Raw genomic sequence first — 22,988 nt, 5'->3', positions numbered from 1 at the left:
ATGCTGCACCGCGCAAGGGGGTTCCGCAAATGCCCGATATGGGGCTGGAACATAGAGGTCAAGGGACGGCGACGGGAACCGGACGCGGGCATGCGCGCTGCCGGGCGCTGTTGGATGCCGCAGCCACACTGTTCGTGGAAAAGGGCTATGCCGCCACCTCGCTCAGCGACGTGCTGAAGCTGGCCGGCGGGTCCCGCGCCACGCTGTACGAGCATTTCGGCGACAAGGACGGCCTGTTCCGCGCCATGATGGAGGAGCATTGCGCCCGCGTGCTGGAGACCATGGCGGAAAACGCCGCGCCCGACCATATCGCCGACCCTGAAGAGCGGCTGAACCGGATCGCGCTGCACATCGCCGAAACGCTGATGGCGCCGCAGACCACCACCATCCTGCGCACCCTGATCTCGGAGAGTGCCCGCATCCCCGATCTGGTGGAGACCTTCGTCCGTGTCGGCCCGGAGCGCACGCGGGCGCAGATGGCGAACTGCCTGCGCGACCTGGACGCCCGCGGGCGGATCTGCATCGACGATCCGGAGATGGCGGCACAGGCCTTCTGCGGAATGGTGACCGGCAACCTGCTGATGGAGCGGCTGATCCTGCCGGACCGGCCGGTCGATTTCGCGGCGGTGGAACGCTATGTGCGCGCCGGCGTCCGGCTGTTCCTGCGCGGCGCCGCGCCCTCCACCCCATGACGGAACGATACGGGAAATCCGGCACCTGGATCACCAGAGGCCGGATCGCCGGGAAAACACGACGATGACCAGCAGCAACCATCCAGGCACAACACCCGGCACAACAAAGGATCCGTCCACCTGGGGACCGCGCGGCATGGCGCGCCGGCAGGCGATCCTGGCGACGGCGCGGCGGCTATTCCTCGAAAAGGGGTTCGAGAAGACGACGCTCAGCGACATCATCGCCGAGGCCGGCGGCTCCCGCGCCACGCTGTACGAGCATTTCGGCGACAAGGAGGGCCTGTTCCGCGCCATCATGGAGGAGGACAACGCCATGATCCTCTCCGGCCTCGCCCCGGCCCAGGCTGACGAGCGGGTGACGCCGGAAGCCGGGCTGACCGCCTTCGCCCTGCATCTGGTCAAGGCCCTGCTGGCCGAGGAGACCACCGGCACCGTCCGCATCCTGATCGCGGAGGGCGACCGCGTGCCCGACATCGCCGAGGCCTTCTTCCGCATCGGGCCGGAAAACGCCATCGGCCGGTTGGCGGACTATCTGCAGCGGCTGTCGGACAAGGGGGAACTCCGCATCGAGGATCCGGCCGCCGCCGCCCAGGCCTTCCTGGGCATGGTCACCGGCAATCTGGTGATCCGCCGCCTGATCCTGCCGCAGCGCGCGCCCGCCATCCCCGACCTCGACCGCTATGTCCGGCAGGCGGTGCGGCTGTTCCTGAACGGCGCCCGCGCGCCGGAGACGAAGGGGGGCTGATACCCCAATGATGGGAAGTTCCGACTTTCGGTCGGCATTTTGCAGCCCTTCAAACGCCGGACGGCCCGATATGGGGAACAAGGGGCCGCGGGCCTTGGCGTCGCGGGCATGTGCCCACATGGCTGTACCAGAGTTGAAAAGCTGCAACTTTTCGGCTCTGGCACCAGCCCATCACGGCATTCAAAGACGGTAGAAGGCGTTTGCGTTGGCAGAGAAAAGCCTTCGGCGCTCGTCGACGGAAAAATCGGCGGTGACGGCTGCATAGGCAAGCCATATGTCGCAATAGCGGCGCGCCAAGCCGTCGACCGGGTCGTTCGAAGCGAACATCGACCGCCGCGTTCCGAAGGCTGCGACCGCCTCGATGACGATCGGGCGGATGGACTCGACCGTCCATCCGCGATCGAACATCCCGAAGCCGGAGATTTTCAGGGCGAGGTTCGGCAACTCGGCCAGCCGGCGCATCCCGGTCCGCCAACGCTCCAGCCCGTCCGGAGTCTGGTTGGCGGGCTGGCCGGTGTGACACAGAACGAAACGGACGTCGGGATTTTCCGCCACCACGCCATGGGCTTCCTCCATCTGTTCGGGATAGACCTGCAGGTCGAAGCTTAAATCGTGGCGGGACAGGGATGCCAAATTCCGGCGCCAGACCGGATCCTCGTAGAGCGGCCGGCTCTCCCCGGGCCGGCCGAGCATCACCTCGTGCAGCATCTGGCGCAGGCCGCGCAGATTGCGGGCTTCGCGGTGCCGCTCGATCGTCTCCTGCGCATCGGGGCTGGAGAGATCACAATAAGCGACGATGCCTTGCGGGAAGCCGCGATTCTCGGGTGAGTCGGCCACCGCCTGCAGCCAGCGGGTCTCGCGCACCGGGTCGGCATGGTCGCTGTTCGCCTCGATATGGACGGAACGCACCAGCCGCAGCCCGTCGGCCGCTGCGAAGAAGTCGCCCGCCAAATGGTTGCGGCGGATGGCGGTGTAGTCGCCGCAGATCCGTTTTTCCATCGGCCCGGTCAGCCATGGGTAGGAATTGCGGCCCAGATCCCAGAGATGATGGTGGGGATCGGTGATCTCCAGCCCGTCCAGCCCGTACCGGGATGGTTCCGGCCGCATCGCGGCCGTCGCCGTTCCGTCGTCTCCTCGTTTGGCCTCCATGGTCGGCCTCACCCGAGGAAGCCGAGCGACAGCCACGGGATCAGCGTGACCAGGATCAGTGCGACGAAGATGGCCGAAAGGTAGATCCAGATGTGCCGCAGGCCGGCATCGGGCGATATCTTGCCGATGGCGCAAGTGAAGTAGTAGCCGACCCCGAAAGGTGGGGCGAACAGCCCAAGCCCCATGGCCAGGATCACGATCATCGCATAGTGGACCTCGTGAACCCCCATCATGCGCGCCACCGGGAACAGCAGCGGAGCGAACACCAGCAGGGCCGGCGGCCCTTCCAGCAGGCTGCCCAGCACGACGAAAATCAGGATGCTGACCAGCAGGAAGCCGGTCTTGCCGCCACCCATCCCGGTCAGCAGGGCGGACAGCTCGTTTGCCAGTCCGGACTGGGTCAGCGCCCAGGCCATGCCGCTGGCGGTGCCGATGATGAACAGGATCGATCCCGACAGCGAAGCCGTCTCCACCAGCATGCGGAACAGGTCCGCCGGATCGAAGCGGCGGTAGAGCAGGATTCCGACGAGAAGGGAATAGACGACTCCGATGGTCGCCACCTCGGTCGCCGTGGCGACCCCTTCCACGACCGCGGCGCGGATGATCAGGGGCAGGATCAGGGCCGGCACCGCCAGCGCCAGCGCCCGTCCCACGGCCGGCCAGCCGGCCCATTCCACCGCCGGATGTCCGGCCCCGGCGGCGTCCGCCCGGCGCGAGCGCAGGAACACCACCACCGCCAGCATCACCGCTCCGATCAGGGCCGGCATGAGCCCGGCAATGAACAGCGCGCTGATCGACACGCTGGCGACCGAGCCGATGATGATCAGGACGATGCTGGGCGGGATCGTCTCCGCCATCGCACCGGAGGCGGCGAGCAGCGCCGCCAGTTCGCCCTCGTCGGCACCGCGCCGCTTCATCTCGGGGAACAGGACCGGAGCCACCGCGGCCATGTCCGCCGCCTTCGCACCGGAGATGCCGGAGACGAGGTACATGGCGGCAATCAGCGTGTAGGACAGCCCACCCCGGATGTGGCCGAGCAGAGCGACCAGGAACATCACCATGGCGCGGGCCAATCCCGTCGCCACGATCAGGTGGCCGAGAAAGATGAACAGCGGAATGGACAGCAGGATGATGCTCGACATCCCTTCGTCCAGCCGGCTGATGACGATGCTTTCCGGCAGGTCGGTTACCGTCTGGAGAAAGCTGGACGTCGCCAGGCCGAAGGCGAAGGCGATCGGGACGCCGATCATGATCATGACGCCGATCATCAGGACGAAGAACAGCACCAGGTTCCAGTTGCCGAGCTCGGTCAGCGCATCGCGCCCGAGCCAGGCGGCGCCGGCCAGCACCAGCCCGCACGCGACGACCGCCGCCGCCCGCTGCCACGGCAGGCTGGTCACGATCATGCGCAGCAGGAACAGGGCCATCAACCCAAGCCCCACCGGGATGGCCGCCGTGCGGTAGGCGTCGGATATCTCGGTCACCGGCTTGACGATCGCCACCTGCTCGACCGTGTACTCGAGCGACGGTCCGATCAGGAAGAGGACGAGCGCCAAGGCCAGCAGCAGGCTGGCCGCCTCGCAGCGCGCCCGCCAGACGCCGTTCATCGCGCCGACCACCGTGGTCAGTCGCATGTGCTCGGTACGCCGCAGGGCGATGACCGCGCCCAGCATGGCGAGCCAGATGAACAGGGTCGACGCGACCTCGTCGACCCAGATGATCGGTGATTGCGCGAAGTAGCGCGCCAGGACGCCGACGAACAGGATGGCCGTCTCGACCAGCAGCAGCGCCCCCGCCAGGGCTTCCGTGGCGGCGCCGAGCAGAGCCTCCAGGCGCAGCAGCGGATGTTCGCCGCCACCGGCAATAGGGCCCGCCGACGCGGTTCTTGCGGTTGTCATGGTTGTCCCCATCCTGCCGTCAGGTGAGCGTGCCGGTGTATTTTTCCAGGACCTTCCAGGCATCCTCGCCGAACTTGCCGCGCCACTCCTTGTAGAAGCCGGCCTGTTGCAAGGCCGCACGGAAGGTCCCCTGGTCGGTCGTGGCGAAGGTCATGCCCTTGCTTTCCAGGCTTCCCTTCATCGAGCTTTCCAGTTGGGCGATATCGGCGCGGTCGTCCGCGGCGGCCTTGGCGAATTCCTCGGCCAAGATGTCCTGGACGTCCTTCGGCAGGCGCCGGAAGCCCGCTCCGTTACCCAGCAACCAGTAGCCGTCCCACATGTGGCCGGTCAGCGCACAGTATTTCTGCACCTCGTAGAACTTGCCCGAATTGATGATCGACAGCGGGTTCTCCTGGCCGTCAACCACCCGGGTCTGCATCGCCGTGTAGGTTTCCGCCCAGTTCAGCGTCACCGGCGCGGCGTTCAGCGCCTTGAACATCGACACGCCGAGCAGGCTCGGCGGGATGCGGATCTTGAAGCCCTTGAGATCGTCGGGCTTGCGGATGGGAGCCTCGTTGCTGGTGATCTGGCGGAAGCCGATGTCGAACATCTTGGGGAAGGCCACCAAGCCGACTTTCTCGATGCTTGCGCGGATGGTGGCGCCCAGATCCCCGTCCATCGCCGCCCAGACCTGGCCGTAATCGGCGAAGATGAAGCCGAGCGCGTTGATCGCCGACACCGGCACCAGCGTCGAGAGCACCAGCCCGGAGGCCGAGTAGAACTGCAGCGCGCCCGAGCGCACCTGCGACAGCATGTCGGTGTCGGTGCCGAGCTGACCGGCCGGGAAGACCAGCAGTTCGACCCGGCCGCCGGTCCGCTCACGGATGCGGTCGGCCGCTTCGCGCATGCGGACGTTCAACGGATAGTCGGCCACCTGGTTGTTGCCGAAGCGCAGCCGGAATTCGGCGGCATCGGCCGGGAAGCTCAGCAGGTTGCAGCCGAGGGCCGCCGCCCCGCCCAGGGTGCCGCCCAGGAAGGACCGGCGATGGATGGTCATGTCTTTCATAGCTTCTCCCTTCGGTGTTTTATTATCGACCAGGGCGCCGGCATGGCGGCCGGGGCGACCGGACGGGTCGCGTTGGCCACTCCCAATCCATGCCGGCCGTTGACCGGCACCGGTCTTATATATTTGTAAATATACTAACAGCTGCCGGACCGTCTGGCAAATCCGTTCGTGCCGCCAACCATCATGGGGCGGAGACCTGTTCGCGGATGCCTCCGGCCACCGCGGTCAGTGCGGCCAGGATGTGGCCGGTGTCGACCCCGACCGCGACCATGCCTGCTCCCTGGCCGAGCCAGCGCCGCGCCGCGTCGATCGTCGGGGCGAAGACGGCGGCGGCGCGGCCCTTTTCCCGGGCTTCGGCCATCACCTCGGCCATCCGCGCGACGACCAGCGGGTGGTCGGTGCGGCCGGGAACGCCCAGCGCGTGCGACAGATCGACCGGTCCGAGGAACACGCCGTCCAACGAGGGGGTCCGCAGGATGTCGGCGGCGGCCTCCACCCCCTGCCGGCCCTCGATCATCACGATGACCGCCACCTCGGAATTGGCCTGGGCGAACCAGTCGGGGCCGCCGGCGAAGCCGGCCGCCCGGACCCAGGAGTTGGCGCCGCGCGTGCCGTCGGGTGCGAAGCGGGCAGCCGACACCGCGGCCTGCGCCTCGGCCGCGGAGGCGACCTGCGGCACCAGCACGCCGGCGGCTCCGACGTCGAGCGCGGCGCCGATCATCGCCGCGTCGTTGCGCTGGACGCGGATGATCGGGTACAGCCCGCGCGACCGCGCGGCGACGACCAGCGGTCCGGCGGCCTCGATCCCGTAGGGGCCGTGCTCCAGGTCGAGGATGACGGCGTCGAAGCCGGCCAGCGCCATGATCTCGACGACCTCGACGCTGCGGATGATGGAGAAGACGGTGATCAGCGGCGCCGGGTCGCGGAGCCGGTCGCGCAGGGGACGGAGCATGACGGAACCGCCTTTCGATGGGAGGGGCTCAATGGTTGTGGCGCGGCAGGGTCCGCGCGATCCGCTGGAAGTCCAGCGCCTGCTCCAGGCAGGCGCCGTCGGCCAGCTGGCCGGTGGTCTGGCGGTACAGCGCCTGCCAGGGGGTGGCGCTGGCCGGCACCGGCGGCGTGCCTTCGGCGCGGCGGCGGGCCAACTCCTCGTCCGCGACCAGCATGTCGCAACGCCGGGCGTTCAGGTCGATGCGGATGATGTCGCCGGTCCGCAGCCATGCCAGCCCGCCGCCGGCGGCGCTTTCCGGCGCGGCGTTGACGATCGACGGGCTGTCGGAGGTGCCGGACTGGCGGCCGTCGCCGATCGTCGGCAGGCTGGTGATGCCGCGCCGAAGCAGGGCGTCGGGCGGCTGCATGTTCACCACCTCCGCCGAGCCCGGCCAGCCGAGCGGTCCGGCGCCGCGCACCACCAGGATGCAGCGCTCGTCGATGGCGAGGTCCGGGTCGTTGATGCGGGCGTGATAATCCTCCGACCCGTCGAACACCACGGCCCGCCCCTCGAACAGGCCCGGACGGTCCGGGTCGGCCAGGTAGCGGGCAAGGAAGTCGGGCGAGATCACGCTCGTCTTCAGGATGGCGCTGTCGAACAGGTTGCCGGAAAGAACGGTGAAGCCGGCCATCTCCTTGACCGGCAGGGCGAAGGGGGTGATGACCTCGCGGTCGGGGCTTTCCCGGCCGGCGAGGGCCTCGGCCAGGGTGTTGCCGGCGACGGTCAGGCAGGATCCGTCGAGCAGCTCCGCCTGCAGCAGCTCCCACATCACCGCCGGCACCCCGCCAGCCCGGTGGAACCGTTCGCCGAGATAGGCGCCGGCCGGCTGCACGTTGGCGAGCAGCGGCACGGCATGGCCGTGGGTCTGGAAATCCTCGATCGTCAGCTCCACTCCGGCATGGCGGGCCATCGCGATCAGGTGCGGCGGCGCGTTGGTCGACCCGCCGATCGCCGAGTTGACGCGGACGGCGTTCAGGAAGGCGGCGCGGGTCAGGATCCGTGACGGGCGCAAATCCTCATGCGCCATCTCGACGATGCGCCGGCCGGTGCGGTAGGCCATCTGTCCGCGTGCCCGGTAGGGTGCCGGGATCGCCGCGCAGCCGGTCAGCGACATCCCCAGGGCTTCGGCCATCGCGTTCATGGTGGAGGCAGTGCCCATGGTGTTGCAGTGCCCGAGCGAGGGGGCCGAATCCATGGCCTCCTGCAGGAAGCCCTCCTCGTCGATCTCGCCCTTCGCCAGCTTGCGGCGGGCCTGCCAGATCACCATGCCCGAGCCGGCCAGCCGGCCTTCGTGCCAGCCGTCCAGCATCGGTCCGCCGGACAGGACGATCGCCGGGATGTCGACCGTGGCCGCCGCCATCAGGGCGGCGGGGGTGGTCTTGTCGCAGCCGGTGGTCAGCACCACGGCGTCGATCGGGTAGCCGTAGAGGATCTCCACCAGCCCGAGATAGGCGAGGTTGCGGTCGAGCGCGGCCGTCGGCCGCTTGCAGTTCTCGAACATCGGGTGGGTCGGGAATTCGATGGGGATGCCGCCGGCGTCGCGGATGCCGTCGCGCACCCGCCGGGCCAGATCGACATGGACCCGGTTGCAGGGCGACAGGTCGCTGCCGCTCTGCGCGATGCCGATGATCGGCTTGCCGGAGCGCAGCTCCTCCGGCGTGGTGCCGTAGTTCATGAAGCGCTCCAGATAGAGCGCGGTCATGTCGATGTGGTCCGGATTGTCGAACCAGTCCTGCGAACGGAACCGGCGGGTTCCTGCCGTCTCTCCTGCTGTCATGTCCTGCGTCTCTCCCGGAAGGCGTCGTTCAGCCGCGCCCGATGTAGGGCATGCGCGTCGCCATGATGGTCATGAAGGGAATGTTCGCCTCCAGCGGCAGGGCCGCCATCTGGAGGACCGCCGCGGCGACGTGCGCGCCGTCGATGGTGGGTTCGGGGACGATCCGCCCGTCGGCCTGGAGCATGCCGCGTTCCATCGCGCTGGTCATGTCGGTGGCGGCGTTGCCGATGTCGATCTGGCCGCAGGCGATGTTCCAGCCCCGTCCCTCCAACGCGATCGCCCTGGTCAGGCCGGTGACCGCATGCTTGGCGGCCGTGTAGGCGACGGCGTTCGGGCGCGGCACATGGGCGGAGATCGATCCGTTGTTGATGATCCGCCCACCCTGCGGAATCTGCGCCTTCATCCGCCGGAACGCGGCCTGGGCGACCAGGAAGCTGCCGGTCAGGTTCACGTCGATGGAACGCCGCCAATCCTCGGCGGTGACGGCGTCGACCGGCCCGCCGCCGGCGAAGCTGCCGGCGTTGTTGAACAGGAGGTCGACCCGTCCGAACACGGCCACGGTCCGTTCGAACAGCTCCTCGACCGCATCGGGGGCGGTGACGTCGGTCGGCACCGCCAGCGCCCGGCCGGCCGTGTCGCCCATGGCCTCCAGCGTCTCGTCCAACGGCGCCGCCCGGCGCCCTGCCAGCACCACGCGGTGTCCCGCCCCGTGCAGGGCAAGCGCCACCCGGCGCCCGATCCCCGACCCGGCCCCGGTGACCACCGCGACCCCCGCCGTCTTTTCAGGCGACATTCCTTCCTCCCCGTCCCGCCGCCGTTCAGGCGTTTTCCCGCGCCCGAACGAGATCGAGCGCCACGTCGACGATCATGTCCTCCTGTCCGCCGACCATGCGGCGGCGGGCGAGTTCCACCAGGATGTCCCGCGCGTCGACCCCGTAGAGCGCCGACGCCTTCTCCGCATGGCGCAGGAAGGACGAATAGACCCCGGCATAGCCGAGGGAGAGCGTCTCGCGGTCGACGCGGACCGGCCGGTCCTGCAAGGGCCGGACGAGGTCGTCGGCGGCGTCCATCAGGCCGAACAGGTCGCAGCCATGGGCGAACCCCATGCGGTCGGCGACGGCGACGAACACCTCCAGCGGAGCGTTGCCGGCCCCGGCCCCCATGCCGGCCAGCGAGGCGTCGACCCGTACGGCGCCATGCTCCACGGCGACGACGGAATTCGCGACGCCGAGGGACAGGTTGTGATGGGCATGGATGCCGACCTGCGTCCCGTCCCCGAGGGACTGGCGCAGGGCGTCCACCCGCTCCGCCACCCCGGTCATGGTCAGGGCGCCCGCCGAATCGGTGACGTAGACGCAATGGGCGCCGTACTCCTCCATCAGCTTCGCCTGTTCGGCCAGCGCCGCCGGCTCCAGCATGTGGGCCATCATCAGGAAGCCGGCGACGTCGAGCCCGATGGACCGCGCGAAGGCGATGTGCTGGGCGGCGACGTCGGCCTCGGTGCAGTGGGTGGCGATCCGGACGGAGGCGACGCCGGCCGCCTTGGCCGCCGCCAGGTCATGCACGGTGCCGATCCCCGGCAGCAGCAGCGTCGTCAGCCTCGCGTGGGTCAGGGTGGCGGCGACCGCCTCGATCCAGTCCAGGTCGGAATGGCGCCCGAAGCCGTAGTTGAAGCTCGACCCGGCGAGCCCGTCGCCATGGGAGACCTCGATGGCATCGACGCGGGCGGCGTCCAGCGCCCGGGCGATGGCGGTCACCGCATCCAGCCCGTACTGGTGGCGGATCGCGTGCATCCCGTCGCGCAGCGTCACGTCCTGGATATAGAGCCGTTCCGTCATCATGCGGCCTCCTGCATGCGGCGTTCGACCATCCGCTCGGCAGCGGCCAGCGCAGCGGAGGTCATGATGTCCAGGTTTCCGGCATAGGCCGGCAGGTAGTGGCCGGCGCCCTCCACCTCCAGCAGCACCGTCACCTTCAGGCCGGAGCGCGGACCCACTCCGGGAATCGGCAGGGGATCGTTGTGGCCGATCCGTTCGAACTGGATGTCCTGCTTCAGCCGGTAGCCCGGCACATAGGCCTGGACGGTCTCGACCATCGCCTCGACGGAGGCGCGGACCGCCGCCTCGTCCTCGGTCTCGGCGAGGCAGTAGACCGTATCGCGCATGATCACCGGCGGCTCGGCCGGGTTCAGCACGATGATCGCCTTGCCGTGCTCGGCCCCGCCGACCTGTTCGATCGCGCGGGAGGTCGTCTCGGTGAATTCGTCGATGTTGGCGCGGGTGCCGGGGCCGGCGGATTTCGAGGCGATGGAGGCGACGATCTCCGCATAATGGACCTTCGCCACCCGGGAGACCGCGGCGACGATCGGGATCGTCGCCTGTCCGCCGCAGGTCACCATGTTGACGTTGGCGCCGCGGCCGGCATCGGCGATCCGGTCCAGATGGGCGTCGAGGTTGACCGGCGGCACCACATAGGGACCGACCGCCGCAGGCGTCAGGTCGATCACCGTCTTGCCGTCCTGCGCCAGGAGTTCGGCGTGGCGGACATGGGCCTTGGCCGAGGTGGCGTCGAAGACGATGCCGATGTCGTCGTAGACGGGGGACCGGCGCAGGCCGTCCAGGCCTTCCGCCGTCGTCATGATGCCGAGCCGCTGCGCCCGCGCCAGTCCTTCGGATGCCGGATCGACGCCGACCATCGCCGCCATCTCCAGATGCCGGGCTTCGCGCATCACCTTGATCATCAGGTCGGTACCGATGTTGCCCGATCCGATGATCGCAACCTTTTGCTTTGCCATTGCACGATCCTTTCGGCGGAGGACGGGCGGGAATGGCCACCCGTCTTCCGCATGGGATGGGGGGTTACTCGGCGGCGTCGGAGGCGGCCGGCAGAAGGTTGCCGATGACCAGTTCGGTGATGTCGCTGGTCCTCGCCGCGCCGCCCAGGTCGCGGGTGAGGCCGTGCGGCGAGCGCATCGCCGCGCTGACGCCACGCTCCACCGCCGCGGCGGCGAGCAGCAGGCGCTGGTCGCCGTGGCGTTCGCCCAGCCATTCCAGCATCGCCGCGCCCGACAGGATGGTGCCGTAGGGGTTGGCGATGTTCTGGCCGGCGATGGTCGGAGCCGAGCCGTGCGCCGCCTGGAAGAAGCCGTGCTCCTTCCCGATTTCCGCCGAGGGCGACATGCCCATGCTGCCCACGGTGACGGCGGCGAGGTCGGAGATGATGTCGCCGAACATGTTCTCGGTGACGATCACGTCATAGTGTTCCGGACGCTCGACCAGATGGCAGGTCATCGCGTCGGCGTAGGCGTAGTCGGCCTCGACATCCGGGTACTGCTCCGCCACCTCGTTGAAGACCTTGCGGAAAAAGGCGTAGGTGCGCAGCACGTTGGCCTTGTCGCAGACGGTGACGCGCCGCTTGCCGTCGCCGGGAGCGCCGCTGCGCCGACGCGACAGCTCGAAGGCGGTGCGGCAGATGCGCTCGATCCCCTTGCGGGTGACCACCAGGGTGTCCGCCGCCATCTCGTCGCGCAGGTTCACGCCGTTTCCGCGGGCGGCGTAGAGGCCCTCGGTGTTCTCGCGGACGATGACATAGTCGATGTCGCCCGGCTTGCGGTCGCGCAGCTTGGACTGGATGCCGGGCCGCAGCTTGATCGGACGGATGTTGGCATAGAGATCCAGCCGGAAGCGGAGTTGCAGGCCGAACTCGATTCCCGTTTCGGTTCCGTCGGGATAGGTGACTCCGGGAATGCCGGTGGCGCCGTGCAGGATGGCGTCGGCGCGCCGGCACCCTTCGTAGGTCGCGTCCGGGAACGCGCTGCCGGACCTCAGATACTCGTCGGCACCGGCCGGGTATTCCTTGAAGGTGAAGGCATCCGTCAGTCCGGGCAGGGCCTGGATGACGCTGAGCGCCGACTGGCAGACTTCGCGCCCGATGCCGTCCCCGTGAACCACTGCAATTTCATAGGTTTTCATTTTTCCATTCCGCTTGATGGCCCTTGTCGACGCCGCGGAGCCCGTGCCCGGGCGTACCGGTGTCTCGGATCGAAACTGTAGAAGCGACCCTTTCATATATCAACAAATATATTTAACTGTTTGTGCGTGGAGCTGATTTTTCCGGATTGCCACGGTCCCGGTTGACCGGCATCCGGACCGAGCCGGTTCACCTCGGCGACACGGAAAGCCATATCGGACAAATTATCGTTATTTATTCAGAGCTTGATCTGAAACTCGCCTGCCGTTCCAGCACGACATCCATCACCATCACCTATTGTGCGTATGGCTGACAATGGGTATTGCGCCGAGCGTCATGCTCTGATAAAGCCAAAAAATACTTTCAAAAATATCTGATGGCTTGATCGGCTCCGCGCCGCCACACGCCCGCCCCATCCCGGAGAGGAGACCCCCATGACCTTCGCGACCGCCGTCCGCTTCGCTGCTCTGCGCCCGTTCGCCCTTGCGGGCACGGTATTCGCCGGCGCCCTCCTGGGCACGCCGGCTGCGTCGCCTGCCCAGCCGGTCCCGCAGGATTGGCCGGCCAAGCCGGTGCGCATCATGGTCGGCGCCAATCCCGGCGGCGGCAGCGACACCATCGCGCGCCTCCTGGGCGACCATTTCAGCGCCGCCACCGGCCAGCCCTTCGTTATCGAAAATCGCCCCGGCGCCTCCAACACGATCGCGTCGGACGTCACCGCCAAGGCCGACAAGGACGGCCATACGCTGCTGGTGGCGGCCAGCACGTCGGTGTCGATCGCGCCGCACCTGATCAAGCTGGGCTACGATACGCTGCGCGACATCCAGCCGGTCGGCCTGATCGCGCTGGTGCCGAACGTCCTGGTGGTCAACAAGGACCTGGGCATCGACACCGTTGCCCAATTGGTCGAGCACATGAAGAAGAACCCGGGCAAGGTGAAGTACGGCTCCTCCGGCTTCGGCAGCACCCATGTGATCCTGGCCGAGCAGTTCAACCTTGCCGCCGGCGTCAAGTCGGTGCATGTCCCCTACAAGGGGGCGGCGCAGACACAGATCGACATCATCGCCGGCCAGATCCAGATGACCTTCGATACCGTTCCGGCGGCGCTGGGGCAGATCAAGGCCGGGAACCTGAAGCCTCTCGCCGTGACCAGTCCGACGCGCATCCCCGAGTTGCCCGATGTGCCGACGATCGCCGAGAGCGGCTACCCGGCGGTCGAGACCCAGGTCATGTACGCGCTCTATACCACCGCCGGCACGCCGCGCCCGGTCGTCGAGAAGATCAACGCCCTCTTGAATGCCGCCCTGGGCGAAAAGACGGTGAACCGCCGGCTCGTCGAGTTCGGCGCCCTCCTTCAACCGATGACCGTCGACGCCTTCGACGGCTTCAACCGGAGCGAATACGAACGCTTCGGCCTGCTGATCCGCCGTGCCGGGATCAAGGCGGGCTCCTGACGCTTCCCGTCCCGACCTCATGCCGAAGACAGGAGTTCCCATGATCCTCGCGCTGAAAAAGGACGTCGTGGCCGGCGGCCTCTACATGGCGATCGGTGCCGGCTTCGCCTCGATGTCCCTCGAGCAGCCGATCGGAGAGACCACCCGGATGGGACCCGGTTTCTTCCCCCTCTGTGTCGGCCTCATCCTGGGCGTCATCGGCGCCTGGGTGTTCCTGACGGCTTTCCGCACCGGAGGCGCGGGTGGAACGGTGGAAATCCGTGCCCGGCCGGCCGCGGTGATCCTGGTTGCGCTGGTCGCCTTCGCCCTGCTGCTTCCCCGGCTCGGCCTGGTGCTGACGAGCATCCTGGTCTTCGTCCTGAGCGCCGCGGCGGCCCCGCAGCGCTCGGTCCTGCAGGTCGGGCTGGTCGCCGTGGTGCTGGCGGCCGTCGTCGGCCTGGTGTTCGTCGCCGGACTGCGCCTGCCCATCCCGGCGCTCCCGCCTTTCCTCTTCTCCTGACCAGGGCACCGGCCATGGATCTGTTCGACAACCTGCTGATCGGCGCCCAGACCGCGATCAGCGTGCGGGGCATGTTCTACGCCCTGATCGGCGTCGTGCTGGGAACCGCGATCGGCGTGCTCCCTGGACTGGGCCCCGTCGCCGCCATCGCGATGCTGCTGCCGCTCACCTACGGGCTCCAGCCGGAGCTTGCCCTCATCATGCTGGCCGGCATCTTCTATGGCTCGCAATATGGCGGATCGACGACCTCGATCCTGGTGAACATCCCGGGCGAGTCCTCTTCGGTCGTCACCTGCCTGGACGGGCATCAGATGGCACGGCAGGGACGGGCCGGCACGGCGCTCGCCACTGCCGCCATCGGATCGTTCTTCGCCGGGACGGTGTCGACCGTTCTGATCGCCGGTTTCGCGCCGGTCCTGGCGACGATCGCTTTCCGCTTCGGGCCAGCCGAGTATTTTTCATTGATGATCCTGGGACTTGTCGGGGCGGTGGCGCTCGCCCACGGATCGATGGTCAAGGCGTTGGGGATGATCCTGATCGGCCTGCTGCTCGGCCTGGTCGGAACCGACGTGACGTCGGGTGGGCAACGCTTCACCTTCAGCCTGCCGGACCTGTTCGACGGCATCGACTTCGTGGCGATCTCCATGGGCCTGTTCGGCATCGCCGAGGTCATCGCCAGCGCCGGCAGGGCCGGCAACCGCGACATCCTCACCCGCCGGATCACCGGGCTGCTGCCCAGCCGGTCCGACCTGCGGCGGATGGCCCCGGCGGTGCTGCGGGGAACGGCGGTCGGCTCCTTCCTCGGACTGCTGCCGGGAGGCGGCGCCACCTTGTCCTCCTTCACCTCTTATGCGCTGGAAAAGAAGCTGTCGCGAACGCCCGGCGCCTTCGGCCGGGGAGCGATCGAGGGCGTCGCCGGCCCGGAATCGGCGAACAACGCGGCCTCGCAGACCTCCTTCATCCCGATGCTGACCCTGGGCATCCCGAGCAACGCCGTGATGGCGCTGATGATCGGCGCCATGATGATGCACAACATCACCCCGGGCCCCCAGGTGGCGGTGACCAATCCCGCCCTGTTCTGGGGCCTGATCGTCTCCATGTGGTTCGGCAACCTCATCCTGCTGGTGCTCAACCTGCCGATGATCGGGCTTTGGGTGAAGGTGCTCGGCGTCCCTTACCGGCTGCTGTTCCCGGCAATCGTCGTGCTGTCCTGCATCGGCGCCTACAGCGTCAACGGCAATGGTTTCGGCATCCTGCTGCTGGCCGGCTTCGGGCTGGCCGGCCATCTTTTCGCGGCACTGGAGTGCGAGCCGGCCCCCTTGCTGCTCGGCTTCGTGTTGGGACCGTCGATGGAGGAGTATTTCCGGCGGGCGATGCTGATCGGCGACGGGGACATCGCCATTTTCGCGACCCGGCCGCTGTCCGCCGTGCTGCTGGGAACGGCTGCGCTGGTGCTGCTTCTGTTCGCTCTTCCGGCCATCGGCCGCAAGCGGGCGGAAGCCTTCGTGGAGGGCGAGGAATAGGCCGCCGCCACTGTAGTCGATAGCGGGCCGGTTCCGGCACCCGGCGGGGAATGCCCGTCGACGGGGCGGCCGGTTGCCGGCCAAGGAGGCCGAGCCCCCGAGGGGCGCCGCATTCGAAGAGAAGGGAGCCCTCATGCCGATCTTCGCCGCCAACCTGACATTGATGTTCAACGAATGGTCCTTCCTCGACCGCTTCGACGCCGCCGCCGATGCCGGCTTCCGCGCCGTCGAACTCCAGTTCCCTTATGACCATGCGCCGGACGCCGTCGCGGCACGGCTGGAACGCAACGGCCTGACCCTGGCGCTGTTCAACATGCCGCCCGGCGACCGGACGGCCGCCGAACGGGGACTGGCGGCCTTGCCCGACCGTTTCGACGAGGTCCGGACCGGCGTCGACACCGCTCTGCGCTATGCCGAGGCGACCGGCTGCCGCCGGCTGCACCTGATGTCGGGTCTGGCCGACGCCGCCGATCCGGCGGCGCAGGCCGCCTACCGGCGGGCCGTGGCCTACGCCGCTTCGGCGCTGGGGGGCCGCGGGATCGACCTGCTGCTGGAGCCGATCAACGGTCGCGACGTGCCCGGCTATTTTTTGAATTCCTTCACGGCTGCGGAGCGGTTGATCGCCGATCTCGGCCTGTCCAACCTGAAGCTTCAGTTCGACCTGTATCACCGGCAGATCCTGCACGGCGACGTCGCCATGGCGCTGCGCCGGCTGCTGCCGGTCACCGGCCATGTCCAGATCGCTTCCGTTCCGTCGCGCCACGAGCCGGTGGGGGAGGAACTGAATTATCCCTTCCTGTTCGCCGAGTTGGACCGGCTGGGCTACCGGGGCTTCGTCGGCTGCGAATACCGTCCCCGCGCCGGCACGCTCGACGGGCTCGGCTGGTTCGCGTCGCAGCGGAAGACGGAATGATGCCGGAGCCGAAAAGCTTCAACTTTTCGGCTCTGCTACGGCCGCCGCGCGGGCACATGCCCGCGACGCCGAGGCCCGCGGCCCCTTTTGCCCGTGTCGGGCCGCCCGACGTTTGAGGGGCCGGAAAGTGCCGACCGAAGGTCGGAGCGTTCCGGCATTGGCAGGAGGGCGGCGGCCGCCGTCCTGAGCGGCGTCACGTCGGGATCTTTCCGATAATCCCGGCCGCTGGTTTCAGCCGACGATTTCGGTCCGCATCCGCCACACCCCCGGATCAGAGGGTGGAGATGTGAAACTTGTCGACCACACCGACCAAGGCATCCTCGCCGCGCAGGCGCTGCTTGAAATGGCACTCGGCGGCGACGGTGCCGCTCCGACTCAGAATGGAGCGGATCAGTTCGGCATGGCTGTCGGTGGAGGATTTCCGGTACTCGTCGGTTTGCAGGCGCAGGGCCACCATGTGTGCCCGCAAGGCAAAGTCGCGCATCTGGCAGCCGACCTCGTAAAGCTTACGATTGCCCGACAGCCGCATGAGTTCACGGTGGAACATCTCGTCGGCGTCTCCCCAGTCGCTGACGTTGCCGTCGGCGATCGCCTTCTCCATGCGGCGAACGGCTTCGAACAGGGTTTCCAACTGCTCGCTGGACGGGCGGCTGCGGGCGAGCACGGAAACCGCCACCACCTCCAGCCCCGAGATGACCTGATAGATCTCGCGCATGTCGGTACTGGACAGCGGCAGCACCCGGATGCCCTTGCCGCGCCCGATCTCCACGAAACCCTCCGTCTGGAGGCGGAGCAATGCCTCGCGGACAGGGGTACGCGAAATGCCCAGCCGTTTGGCAGTCTCCGCCTCGTCAATCAGCCCACCGGGCGGAACCTCACCCTGCTGAATCCAGCTTTTGATTTCACTGTAGGCGGAATCGGATGCGCGGGGCACGCTCACACTCCAAAACATCAACCGTGGCCGGAGTGACCATACGATGCATATACATATGTTCAAATATATTGCCTAGTGTTTCCCCGATGCGGAAAAGTCGCGTTGGGAGGCGCGAACGCATACCCGGTCGGGATGAAGATACGGTCGCGGCCAAGGACGATCGCATTGAGGGTGATGCCGGGCGCCTGCCTGCCTTCGCCAGCCACTTGTCCCGGTAGCCGAGGTCGCCCAGCGCCGGCTTCGGTCCCGGACGCGTCGAGCGCGTGCCGTCCGCTATCATGCGAGTTCCGTCGACACCTCGTCCACGAGGCGTCGACCTCGGCAAAGGCGTCTTAAAGAGGCCGGAAAGGTCTTGGCGGTTCTGACGGCTTTATGCTTCCAGCGAGTCCGGTCTATGGGCGCCCTGGTGAGGATTCATGGTTCCATCCGGCCCCCGCCAAGGTGACGGTCGGCCTTGGTCAGCGGTTCGGCGATGTCCTCCAGTCCCTTGCCTTCGGCGTCGACGCCGTAGACGAGCGCGACCACCCCGCCGACCATCATCACCACCGATCCCAGCACATAGCCCCAGAACAGCCCGTCGCGCTCCATCCCCTCCCCCACCAGCCAGCCGAACAGCAAGGGGCCGGTGGAGCCGACCACCTGGGCGATGGCGAAGAAATAGGAGATCGCCTGCGCCCGGACCTCCAGCGGGAAGATCTCGCTGACCGTCAGGTAGGCCGAGGACGCCCCGGCCGAGGCGAAGAAGAAGGAGACGCACCAGAAGATCGTGTGCGTGTTCGCCGTCAGCACCCCTTGGCGGAACAGGAAGGCGGAGACCAGCAGCACGCTTCCCGCCAGCAGATAGGTGCCGAAGATCATCCGCCGCCGCCCCACCGTGTCGAACAGCGGCCCCAGCAGCAGCGGCCCGATCAGGTTGCCGGCGGCGAAGGGGAAGAAATAGAGCGCCGTCTGCGACGGATCGAGATGGTAGAAATTCTGCAGCACCAGCGCATAGGTGAAGAAGATCGCGTTGTAGAGAAAGGACTGCGTCACCATCATCGTCACGCCCAGGACCGTGCGCGTCGGGTATTGCCGGAAGAACACGTCGACCAGCTGCGCGTAGGACACCGAATCCTCTGGGAGGATGTGCATGGCCCGCCTGGGGTCGACCGGCGCCAGCGTCTTGCCCTGGTCGCGCACGCTGGCCTCGATGCCGTCGACGATGCGCTCGGCCTCCGCCTCCCTGCCATGGGTGACCATCCAGCGCGGGCTCTCCGGGATGTGCCGGCGCAGCTGGATGATGACCAGTCCCAGGAGCGGACCGATGAAGAAGGCGATGCGCCAGCCGAGATTCTCCGGCACCAGCGCATGGTCGAGCAGGAAGACGCTGCCGACCGCGCCGATCATCGCGCCTGCCCAGTAGGTGCCGTTGACGGCGATGTCGACCCGGCCGCGGAAGCGCGCGGGGATCAGCTCGTCGATGGCGGAATTGACGGCGGCATATTCGCCGCCGATGCCCATCCCGGCGATGAAGCGCCAGAGATAGAGGAACCAGGGGGTCCAGGCGAAGCCGGCGATGCCCGATGCGATCAGGTAGAGCGCCAGCGTGGTGATGAACAGCCGCTTCCGTCCCCAGCGGTCGGTCAGCCGGCCGAAGACCAGCGCGCCCACCACCTGCCCGATCAGGTAGATGGTGCCGGCCAGTCCGACCTCGGCGCTCGACATGCCCAGGCTGTCCTTGTAGCCGGAGGCCGAGATCAGCTGGATTTCGATACCGTCCAGGATCCAGCTCACCCCCAGCCCGACCACCACCATCCAATGGAAGCGCGCCCAGGGCAGCCGGTCCATCCGGGCGGGCACGAGGCTGCTCACGGCGACGGCGCCTTCTCTTGCGGTCATGTCGGGTGGGCTCCTCGATGCTGACGGCCGGACGGCGTTCCGGTGAAACACCGCCTGTAGCCGGAAGGTTTCCGTACGGGCAGGGTCCCATCGAATATCCGGCATGCGAATTGTCGCGCCCCTCCTCATTTCCCGTTGCGCTTTTGGATCGATCCAATTACCGTATCCGGACAGTTGGAACGCAGGGATGACTCCTGTGCTCCGGGTGAGGCTTCCCCGGATCACGAGCCCTGAGCGGACAAAGGCGATCCGCGCGACGCCGGCCCCTTCGACGGGCGGTGCGACGCGGATGCGGAGGAACGCCCGTGACCTACGACTTTCAATTCGACGCGGTGTTCGCGTCGTGGGACTATCTGCTGGACGGCGCTTGGCTGACCGTCCGGCTGTCGTTCGGCGCCATGGCCATCGGCCTGGTGGTCGCCATCCTCTGCGCGCTCGGCAAGACCTCCGGCCCGAGGCCGGTGCGCTGGCTGATCAACGCCTATATCGAGGTCATCCGCAACACGCCCTTCCTGGTGCAGATCTTCCTGATCTTCTTCGGGCTGCCGACCGTCGGGCTCCGGCTGTCGCCGGATATGGCGGCGATGATCGCGATGGTGGTCAATGTCGGTGCCTACGCCACCGAGATCATCCGCGCCGGCATCGAATCCATCCACAAGGGCCAGATCGAAGCGGGGCTGGCGCTGGGCCTGCGGCCGCTCCAGATCTTCCGCTACATCGTGCTGAAGCCGGCCCTGCGCACGGTCTATCCGGCGCTGACCAGCCAGTTCATCCTGCTGATGCTGAGTTCCAGCGTGGTGTCCGCCATCTCCGCCGACGAGCTGACCTCGGTCGCCAACAACATCCAGTCGCAGACCTTCCGCAGTTTCGAGATCTACATCGTGGTGACCGGCATCTATCTGGTGCTGGCGCTGATGTTCTCGGCCCTGTTCGCCGGCATCTACCGGCTGGCCTTCGCCTATACCATTGATCGGCGCTAAGGGCGACCGGCGCTGAAGGGGACCGAGCGATGATCCGCGCCTTCGGGTACAACGAGTTCCTGTTCCTGCTCAGCGCCGTGCAATGGACGCTGATGCTGTCGGTCATCGCCTTCATCGGCGGCGGCATCGTCGGGCTGGTCGTCGCGCTCGGCCGCACGTCGGACGTGAAGCCGCTGCGCTGGCTTTCGACCGGCTACATCCAGATTTTCCAGGGCACGCCGCTGCTGATGCAGCTGTTCCTGGTCTTCTTCGGCGCCACCGTGATCGGCATCGACATGAGCCCATGGGTCGCTGCGGCGGTCGGGCTGACGCTGAACACCAGCGCCTTCCTGGGCGAGATCTGGCGCGGCTGCATCCAGTCGGTACCGCGCGGCCAGTGGGAGGCGGCCTCTTCGCTCGGCCTACGCTATCCCGGCCTGATGCGCTACGTGATCCTGCCGCAGGCGGTGAAGGTCGCGGTGCCGCCGACCGTGGGATATCTGGTCCAGGTCATCAAGGGCACCTCGCTGGCCGCCATCATCGGCTTCGTCGAGCTGACCCGCGCCGGCCAGATCGTCAACAACGCCACCTTCCAGCCCTTCCTGGTCTTCGGCATCGTCGCCGCGATCTATTTCGCGCTGTGCTGGCCTCTCTCGCTGCTGAGCCAGCGGCTGGAAGCCCGCTACGCCGCGCCTTCTCGCTAAGCCTCAAAAAACACCCGCACTCGGAGGAAACACCCATGGCCTTCACCGTCACCCGCCGCCTGATCGTCGCCGGCGCCCTTCTGACCGCCGCCGCTACCGCTTTCGGCGGCCTGACCGCCACGGCGAACGCCCAGAGCGTCGAGGACATCAAGGGCAAGGGCAAGCTGACCATCGGCATGCTGGTCGATTTCCCGCCCTTCGGCATCACCAGCGCCGACGGCAAGCCGGACGGCTACGACGCCGACGTCGCCAAGCTGATGGCCAAGCACATGGGCGTGCCGGTCGACATCGTGCCGGTGACCGGGCCGAACCGCATCCCCTACCTGCTGACCGGCAAGGTCGACGTGCTGGTCGCCTCGCTCGGCGTCACGCCGGAACGGGCCAAGCAGGTCGCCTTCTCCGAGCCCTATGCCGCCATCGAGATCGGGCTGCTGGCCCCGCAGAAGTCGCCGGTCAAGAAGGCGGAAGACCTGTCGGGCAAGAGCGTCGGCGTCGCCCGCGCCAGCACCCAGGACCAGTCGCTGACCGCGGTGGCGCCGAAGGATGCCCGCATCATGCGTTTCGACGACGACGCCAGCGCCGTGCAGGCCCTGCTGTCCGGTCAGGTCGATGCGCTGGGCGTCAGCAACGTCGTGGCCCAGCAGATCAAGACGATGGCGCCGCAGGCCAATTACGAGATGAAGTTCGTCCTGAAGAGCCAGGTGCAGGGCATCGCCCTGCGCCAGGGCCAGGACAAGCTGCTGGGCTGGGTCAACGGCTTCCTCGACACCGTGAAGAAGAACGGCGAGCTGAACGCCATCCATCAGAAGTGGCTGGGCACCGACCTGCCGGCGGCGGTCACCGCCAGCAAGTCGTAAATCAAAGCGATCGTATGTCTCGAGCGTTTGTGTCTCCCGAAAGCAAAGGCTTCTTCGACCGTCATTCCCGCGAAGGCGGGAATCCAGCCACCTCAGCGGCTCAACCGCGAAGTTTTCTGGATCCCCGCCTTCGCGGGGATGACGCGAGGTCGCTCTGTTTCCAGGGGTCCAACTTAGCGCAATCCCCGGTGGAGGGTACGACCATGGCACTGGCGACCGAACCGACGCGCGACGGCGTCGCGCCTCCGATGAGCGCGGATGTCGTCATCCGCATGGAAGGCGTCCAGAAATGGTACGATCAGTTCCAGGTGCTGAAGGACATCGACCTGGAGGTCCACCGGGGCGAGCGCATCGTCATCTGCGGCCCGTCGGGATCGGGCAAATCGACCCTGATCCGCTGCATCAACCAGCTGGAACGCCACCAGAAGGGCCGGATCACCGTCAACGGCGTCGAACTCGGCCCGCACCACCGCCAGCTCGACATGGTGCGGCGGGAGGTCGGCATGGTGTTCCAGAGCTTCAACCTGTTCCCGCATTTGACCGTGCTGGAGAACTGCATGCTGGCGCCGATGAAGGTGCGCGGCACGACCAAGGCCGAGGCGAAGGCAACCGCCCTGCGCTATCTGGAGCGGGTGCGCATCCCCGAGCAGGCCGAGAAGTACCCTGGTCAGCTGTCGGGCGGCCAGCAGCAGCGCGTCGCCATCGCCCGGTCGCTGTGCATGAACCCGAAGGTGATGCTGTTCGACGAGCCGACCTCCGCGCTGGATCCCGAGATGGTCAAGGAGGTGCTGGACACCATGATCGGGCTGGCCGAGGACGGCATGACCATGCTGTGCGTCACCCACGAGATGGGCTTCGCCAAATCGGTCGCCCACCGCGTGATCTTCATGGACCGCGGCGAGATCGTCGAGCAGAACACGCCGGAGGAATTCTTCACCGCCCCGAAATCGGAGCGGACGCGGAGCTTCCTCGGCCAGATCCTGGCCCATTGAGAGTCTTCT

At 67.4% G+C, this 22,988-nt stretch carries 21 protein-coding genes; 10 read left to right on the top strand and 11 right to left on the bottom strand.

Annotated elements, in window-relative coordinates; genetic code table 11:
- Positions 1 to 29: 29 nt before the first annotated feature.
- Positions 30 to 692 (top strand): TetR/AcrR family transcriptional regulator, encoded by a 663-nt coding sequence (locus JHL17_RS20555; protein ID WP_200195888.1) that lies wholly within the window; start codon positions 30 to 32, stop codon positions 690 to 692.
- Between the two features lie 64 nt (positions 693 to 756).
- Positions 757 to 1,437: a TetR/AcrR family transcriptional regulator gene (locus JHL17_RS20550; RefSeq protein ID WP_200195886.1), complete on the top strand. Its 681-nt coding sequence runs from the start codon at positions 757 to 759 to the stop codon at positions 1,435 to 1,437.
- Positions 1,438 to 1,617: 180 nt separating this feature from the next.
- On the opposite strand, the gene JHL17_RS20545 is transcribed toward JHL17_RS20550, so the two are convergent.
- The 9 genes from JHL17_RS20545 to JHL17_RS20505 form a co-directional block, all read right to left on the bottom strand.
- Positions 1,618 to 2,586, bottom strand: coding sequence for an amidohydrolase family protein (locus tag JHL17_RS20545; RefSeq protein WP_200195884.1), 969 nt, complete (start codon positions 2,584 to 2,586; stop codon positions 1,618 to 1,620).
- Between the two features lie 8 nt (positions 2,587 to 2,594).
- Positions 2,595 to 4,484, bottom strand: a complete 1,890-nt coding sequence (locus JHL17_RS20540) for a TRAP transporter large permease (RefSeq protein ID WP_200195882.1) — start codon at positions 4,482 to 4,484, stop codon at positions 2,595 to 2,597.
- Between the two features lie 19 nt (positions 4,485 to 4,503).
- Positions 4,504 to 5,529 (bottom strand): TRAP transporter substrate-binding protein, encoded by a 1,026-nt coding sequence (locus JHL17_RS20535; protein WP_247893686.1) that lies wholly within the window; start codon positions 5,527 to 5,529, stop codon positions 4,504 to 4,506.
- A gap of 181 nt (positions 5,530 to 5,710) precedes the next feature.
- Entirely contained in the window at positions 5,711 to 6,481 is a 771-nt protein-coding gene (locus tag JHL17_RS20530; protein ID WP_200195879.1) for an HpcH/HpaI aldolase family protein, read from the bottom strand.
- Between the two features lie 28 nt (positions 6,482 to 6,509).
- Complete coding sequence (locus tag JHL17_RS20525) at positions 6,510 to 8,297, bottom strand: IlvD/Edd family dehydratase (protein ID WP_200195877.1); 1,788 nt, start codon at positions 8,295 to 8,297, stop codon at positions 6,510 to 6,512.
- A 28-nt stretch (positions 8,298 to 8,325) separates the two neighbouring features.
- Positions 8,326 to 9,090 (bottom strand): SDR family oxidoreductase, encoded by a 765-nt coding sequence (locus JHL17_RS20520; RefSeq protein ID WP_200195875.1) that lies wholly within the window; start codon positions 9,088 to 9,090, stop codon positions 8,326 to 8,328.
- A 25-nt stretch (positions 9,091 to 9,115) separates the two neighbouring features.
- The gene (gene dmpG / locus JHL17_RS20515) at positions 9,116 to 10,138 is read right to left on the bottom strand and encodes a 4-hydroxy-2-oxovalerate aldolase (protein ID WP_200195873.1); all 1,023 of its coding nucleotides are present in this window, start codon (positions 10,136 to 10,138) and stop codon (positions 9,116 to 9,118) included.
- Positions 10,135 to 11,091, bottom strand: coding sequence for an acetaldehyde dehydrogenase (acetylating) (locus tag JHL17_RS20510; protein ID WP_200195871.1), 957 nt, complete (start codon positions 11,089 to 11,091; stop codon positions 10,135 to 10,137). The genes dmpG and JHL17_RS20510 overlap by 4 nt, the downstream gene beginning before the upstream one ends.
- Positions 11,092 to 11,155: 64 nt before the next feature.
- Entirely contained in the window at positions 11,156 to 12,268 is a 1,113-nt protein-coding gene (locus JHL17_RS20505) for an isocitrate/isopropylmalate dehydrogenase family protein (RefSeq protein WP_200195869.1), read from the bottom strand.
- A 432-nt stretch (positions 12,269 to 12,700) separates the two neighbouring features.
- On the opposite strand from JHL17_RS20505, the gene JHL17_RS20500 reads away from it, so the two are divergent.
- The 4 genes from JHL17_RS20500 (at position 12,701) to otnI (ending at position 16,655) form a co-directional block, all read left to right on the top strand.
- On the top strand, positions 12,701 to 13,720 hold the full coding sequence (locus JHL17_RS20500; protein WP_200195868.1) for a Bug family tripartite tricarboxylate transporter substrate binding protein: 1,020 nt from the start codon (positions 12,701 to 12,703) through the stop codon (positions 13,718 to 13,720).
- 40 nt (positions 13,721 to 13,760) lie between these two features.
- Positions 13,761 to 14,219, top strand: a complete 459-nt coding sequence (locus tag JHL17_RS20495; protein WP_200195865.1) for a tripartite tricarboxylate transporter TctB family protein — start codon at positions 13,761 to 13,763, stop codon at positions 14,217 to 14,219.
- 14 nt (positions 14,220 to 14,233) lie between these two features.
- The gene (locus JHL17_RS20490) at positions 14,234 to 15,742 is read left to right on the top strand and encodes a tripartite tricarboxylate transporter permease (protein WP_200195863.1); all 1,509 of its coding nucleotides are present in this window, start codon (positions 14,234 to 14,236) and stop codon (positions 15,740 to 15,742) included.
- Positions 15,743 to 15,875: 133 nt separating this feature from the next.
- Positions 15,876 to 16,655, top strand: a complete 780-nt coding sequence (gene otnI / locus JHL17_RS20485; RefSeq protein WP_200195861.1) for a 2-oxo-tetronate isomerase — start codon at positions 15,876 to 15,878, stop codon at positions 16,653 to 16,655.
- A gap of 271 nt (positions 16,656 to 16,926) precedes the next feature.
- Here otnI and JHL17_RS20480 read toward each other — a convergent pair whose 3' ends face one another.
- Together JHL17_RS20480 and JHL17_RS20475 are read right to left on the bottom strand one after the other, a co-directional pair.
- The gene (locus tag JHL17_RS20480; protein WP_200195859.1) at positions 16,927 to 17,589 is read right to left on the bottom strand and encodes an FCD domain-containing protein; all 663 of its coding nucleotides are present in this window, start codon (positions 17,587 to 17,589) and stop codon (positions 16,927 to 16,929) included.
- A gap of 414 nt (positions 17,590 to 18,003) precedes the next feature.
- A complete protein-coding gene (locus JHL17_RS20475; protein ID WP_200195857.1) occupies positions 18,004 to 19,467 on the bottom strand; it encodes an MFS transporter in 1,464 nt (487 codons plus the stop codon).
- A gap of 305 nt (positions 19,468 to 19,772) precedes the next feature.
- On the opposite strand from JHL17_RS20475, the gene JHL17_RS20470 reads away from it, so the two are divergent.
- The 4 genes from JHL17_RS20470 to JHL17_RS20455 all read left to right on the top strand — a co-directional run bounded on the left by JHL17_RS20470 (position 19,773) and on the right by JHL17_RS20455 (position 22,979).
- Positions 19,773 to 20,447, top strand: coding sequence for an ABC transporter permease subunit (locus JHL17_RS20470; protein WP_200195855.1), 675 nt, complete (start codon positions 19,773 to 19,775; stop codon positions 20,445 to 20,447).
- A 29-nt stretch (positions 20,448 to 20,476) separates the two neighbouring features.
- On the top strand, positions 20,477 to 21,130 hold the full coding sequence (locus tag JHL17_RS20465; protein ID WP_200195853.1) for an amino acid ABC transporter permease: 654 nt from the start codon (positions 20,477 to 20,479) through the stop codon (positions 21,128 to 21,130).
- 35 nt (positions 21,131 to 21,165) lie between these two features.
- Positions 21,166 to 21,987: a transporter substrate-binding domain-containing protein gene (locus tag JHL17_RS20460; protein WP_200195851.1), complete on the top strand. Its 822-nt coding sequence runs from the start codon at positions 21,166 to 21,168 to the stop codon at positions 21,985 to 21,987.
- Between the two features lie 203 nt (positions 21,988 to 22,190).
- Positions 22,191 to 22,979 carry an amino acid ABC transporter ATP-binding protein gene (locus tag JHL17_RS20455; RefSeq protein ID WP_282189335.1) on the top strand — a complete coding sequence of 263 codons (789 nt, stop codon included), beginning with the start codon at positions 22,191 to 22,193 and terminating at the stop codon, positions 22,977 to 22,979.
- Positions 22,980 to 22,988: the final 9 nt, after the last annotated feature.

Source organism: Azospirillum endophyticum (assembly GCF_016595245.1).
In the GTDB taxonomy this organism is placed as follows: domain Bacteria; phylum Pseudomonadota; class Alphaproteobacteria; order Azospirillales; family Azospirillaceae; genus Azospirillum; species Azospirillum endophyticum.
Note: the sequence above shows the minus strand (reverse complement) of the source record. Positions and strands in the feature narration are given on the sequence as shown.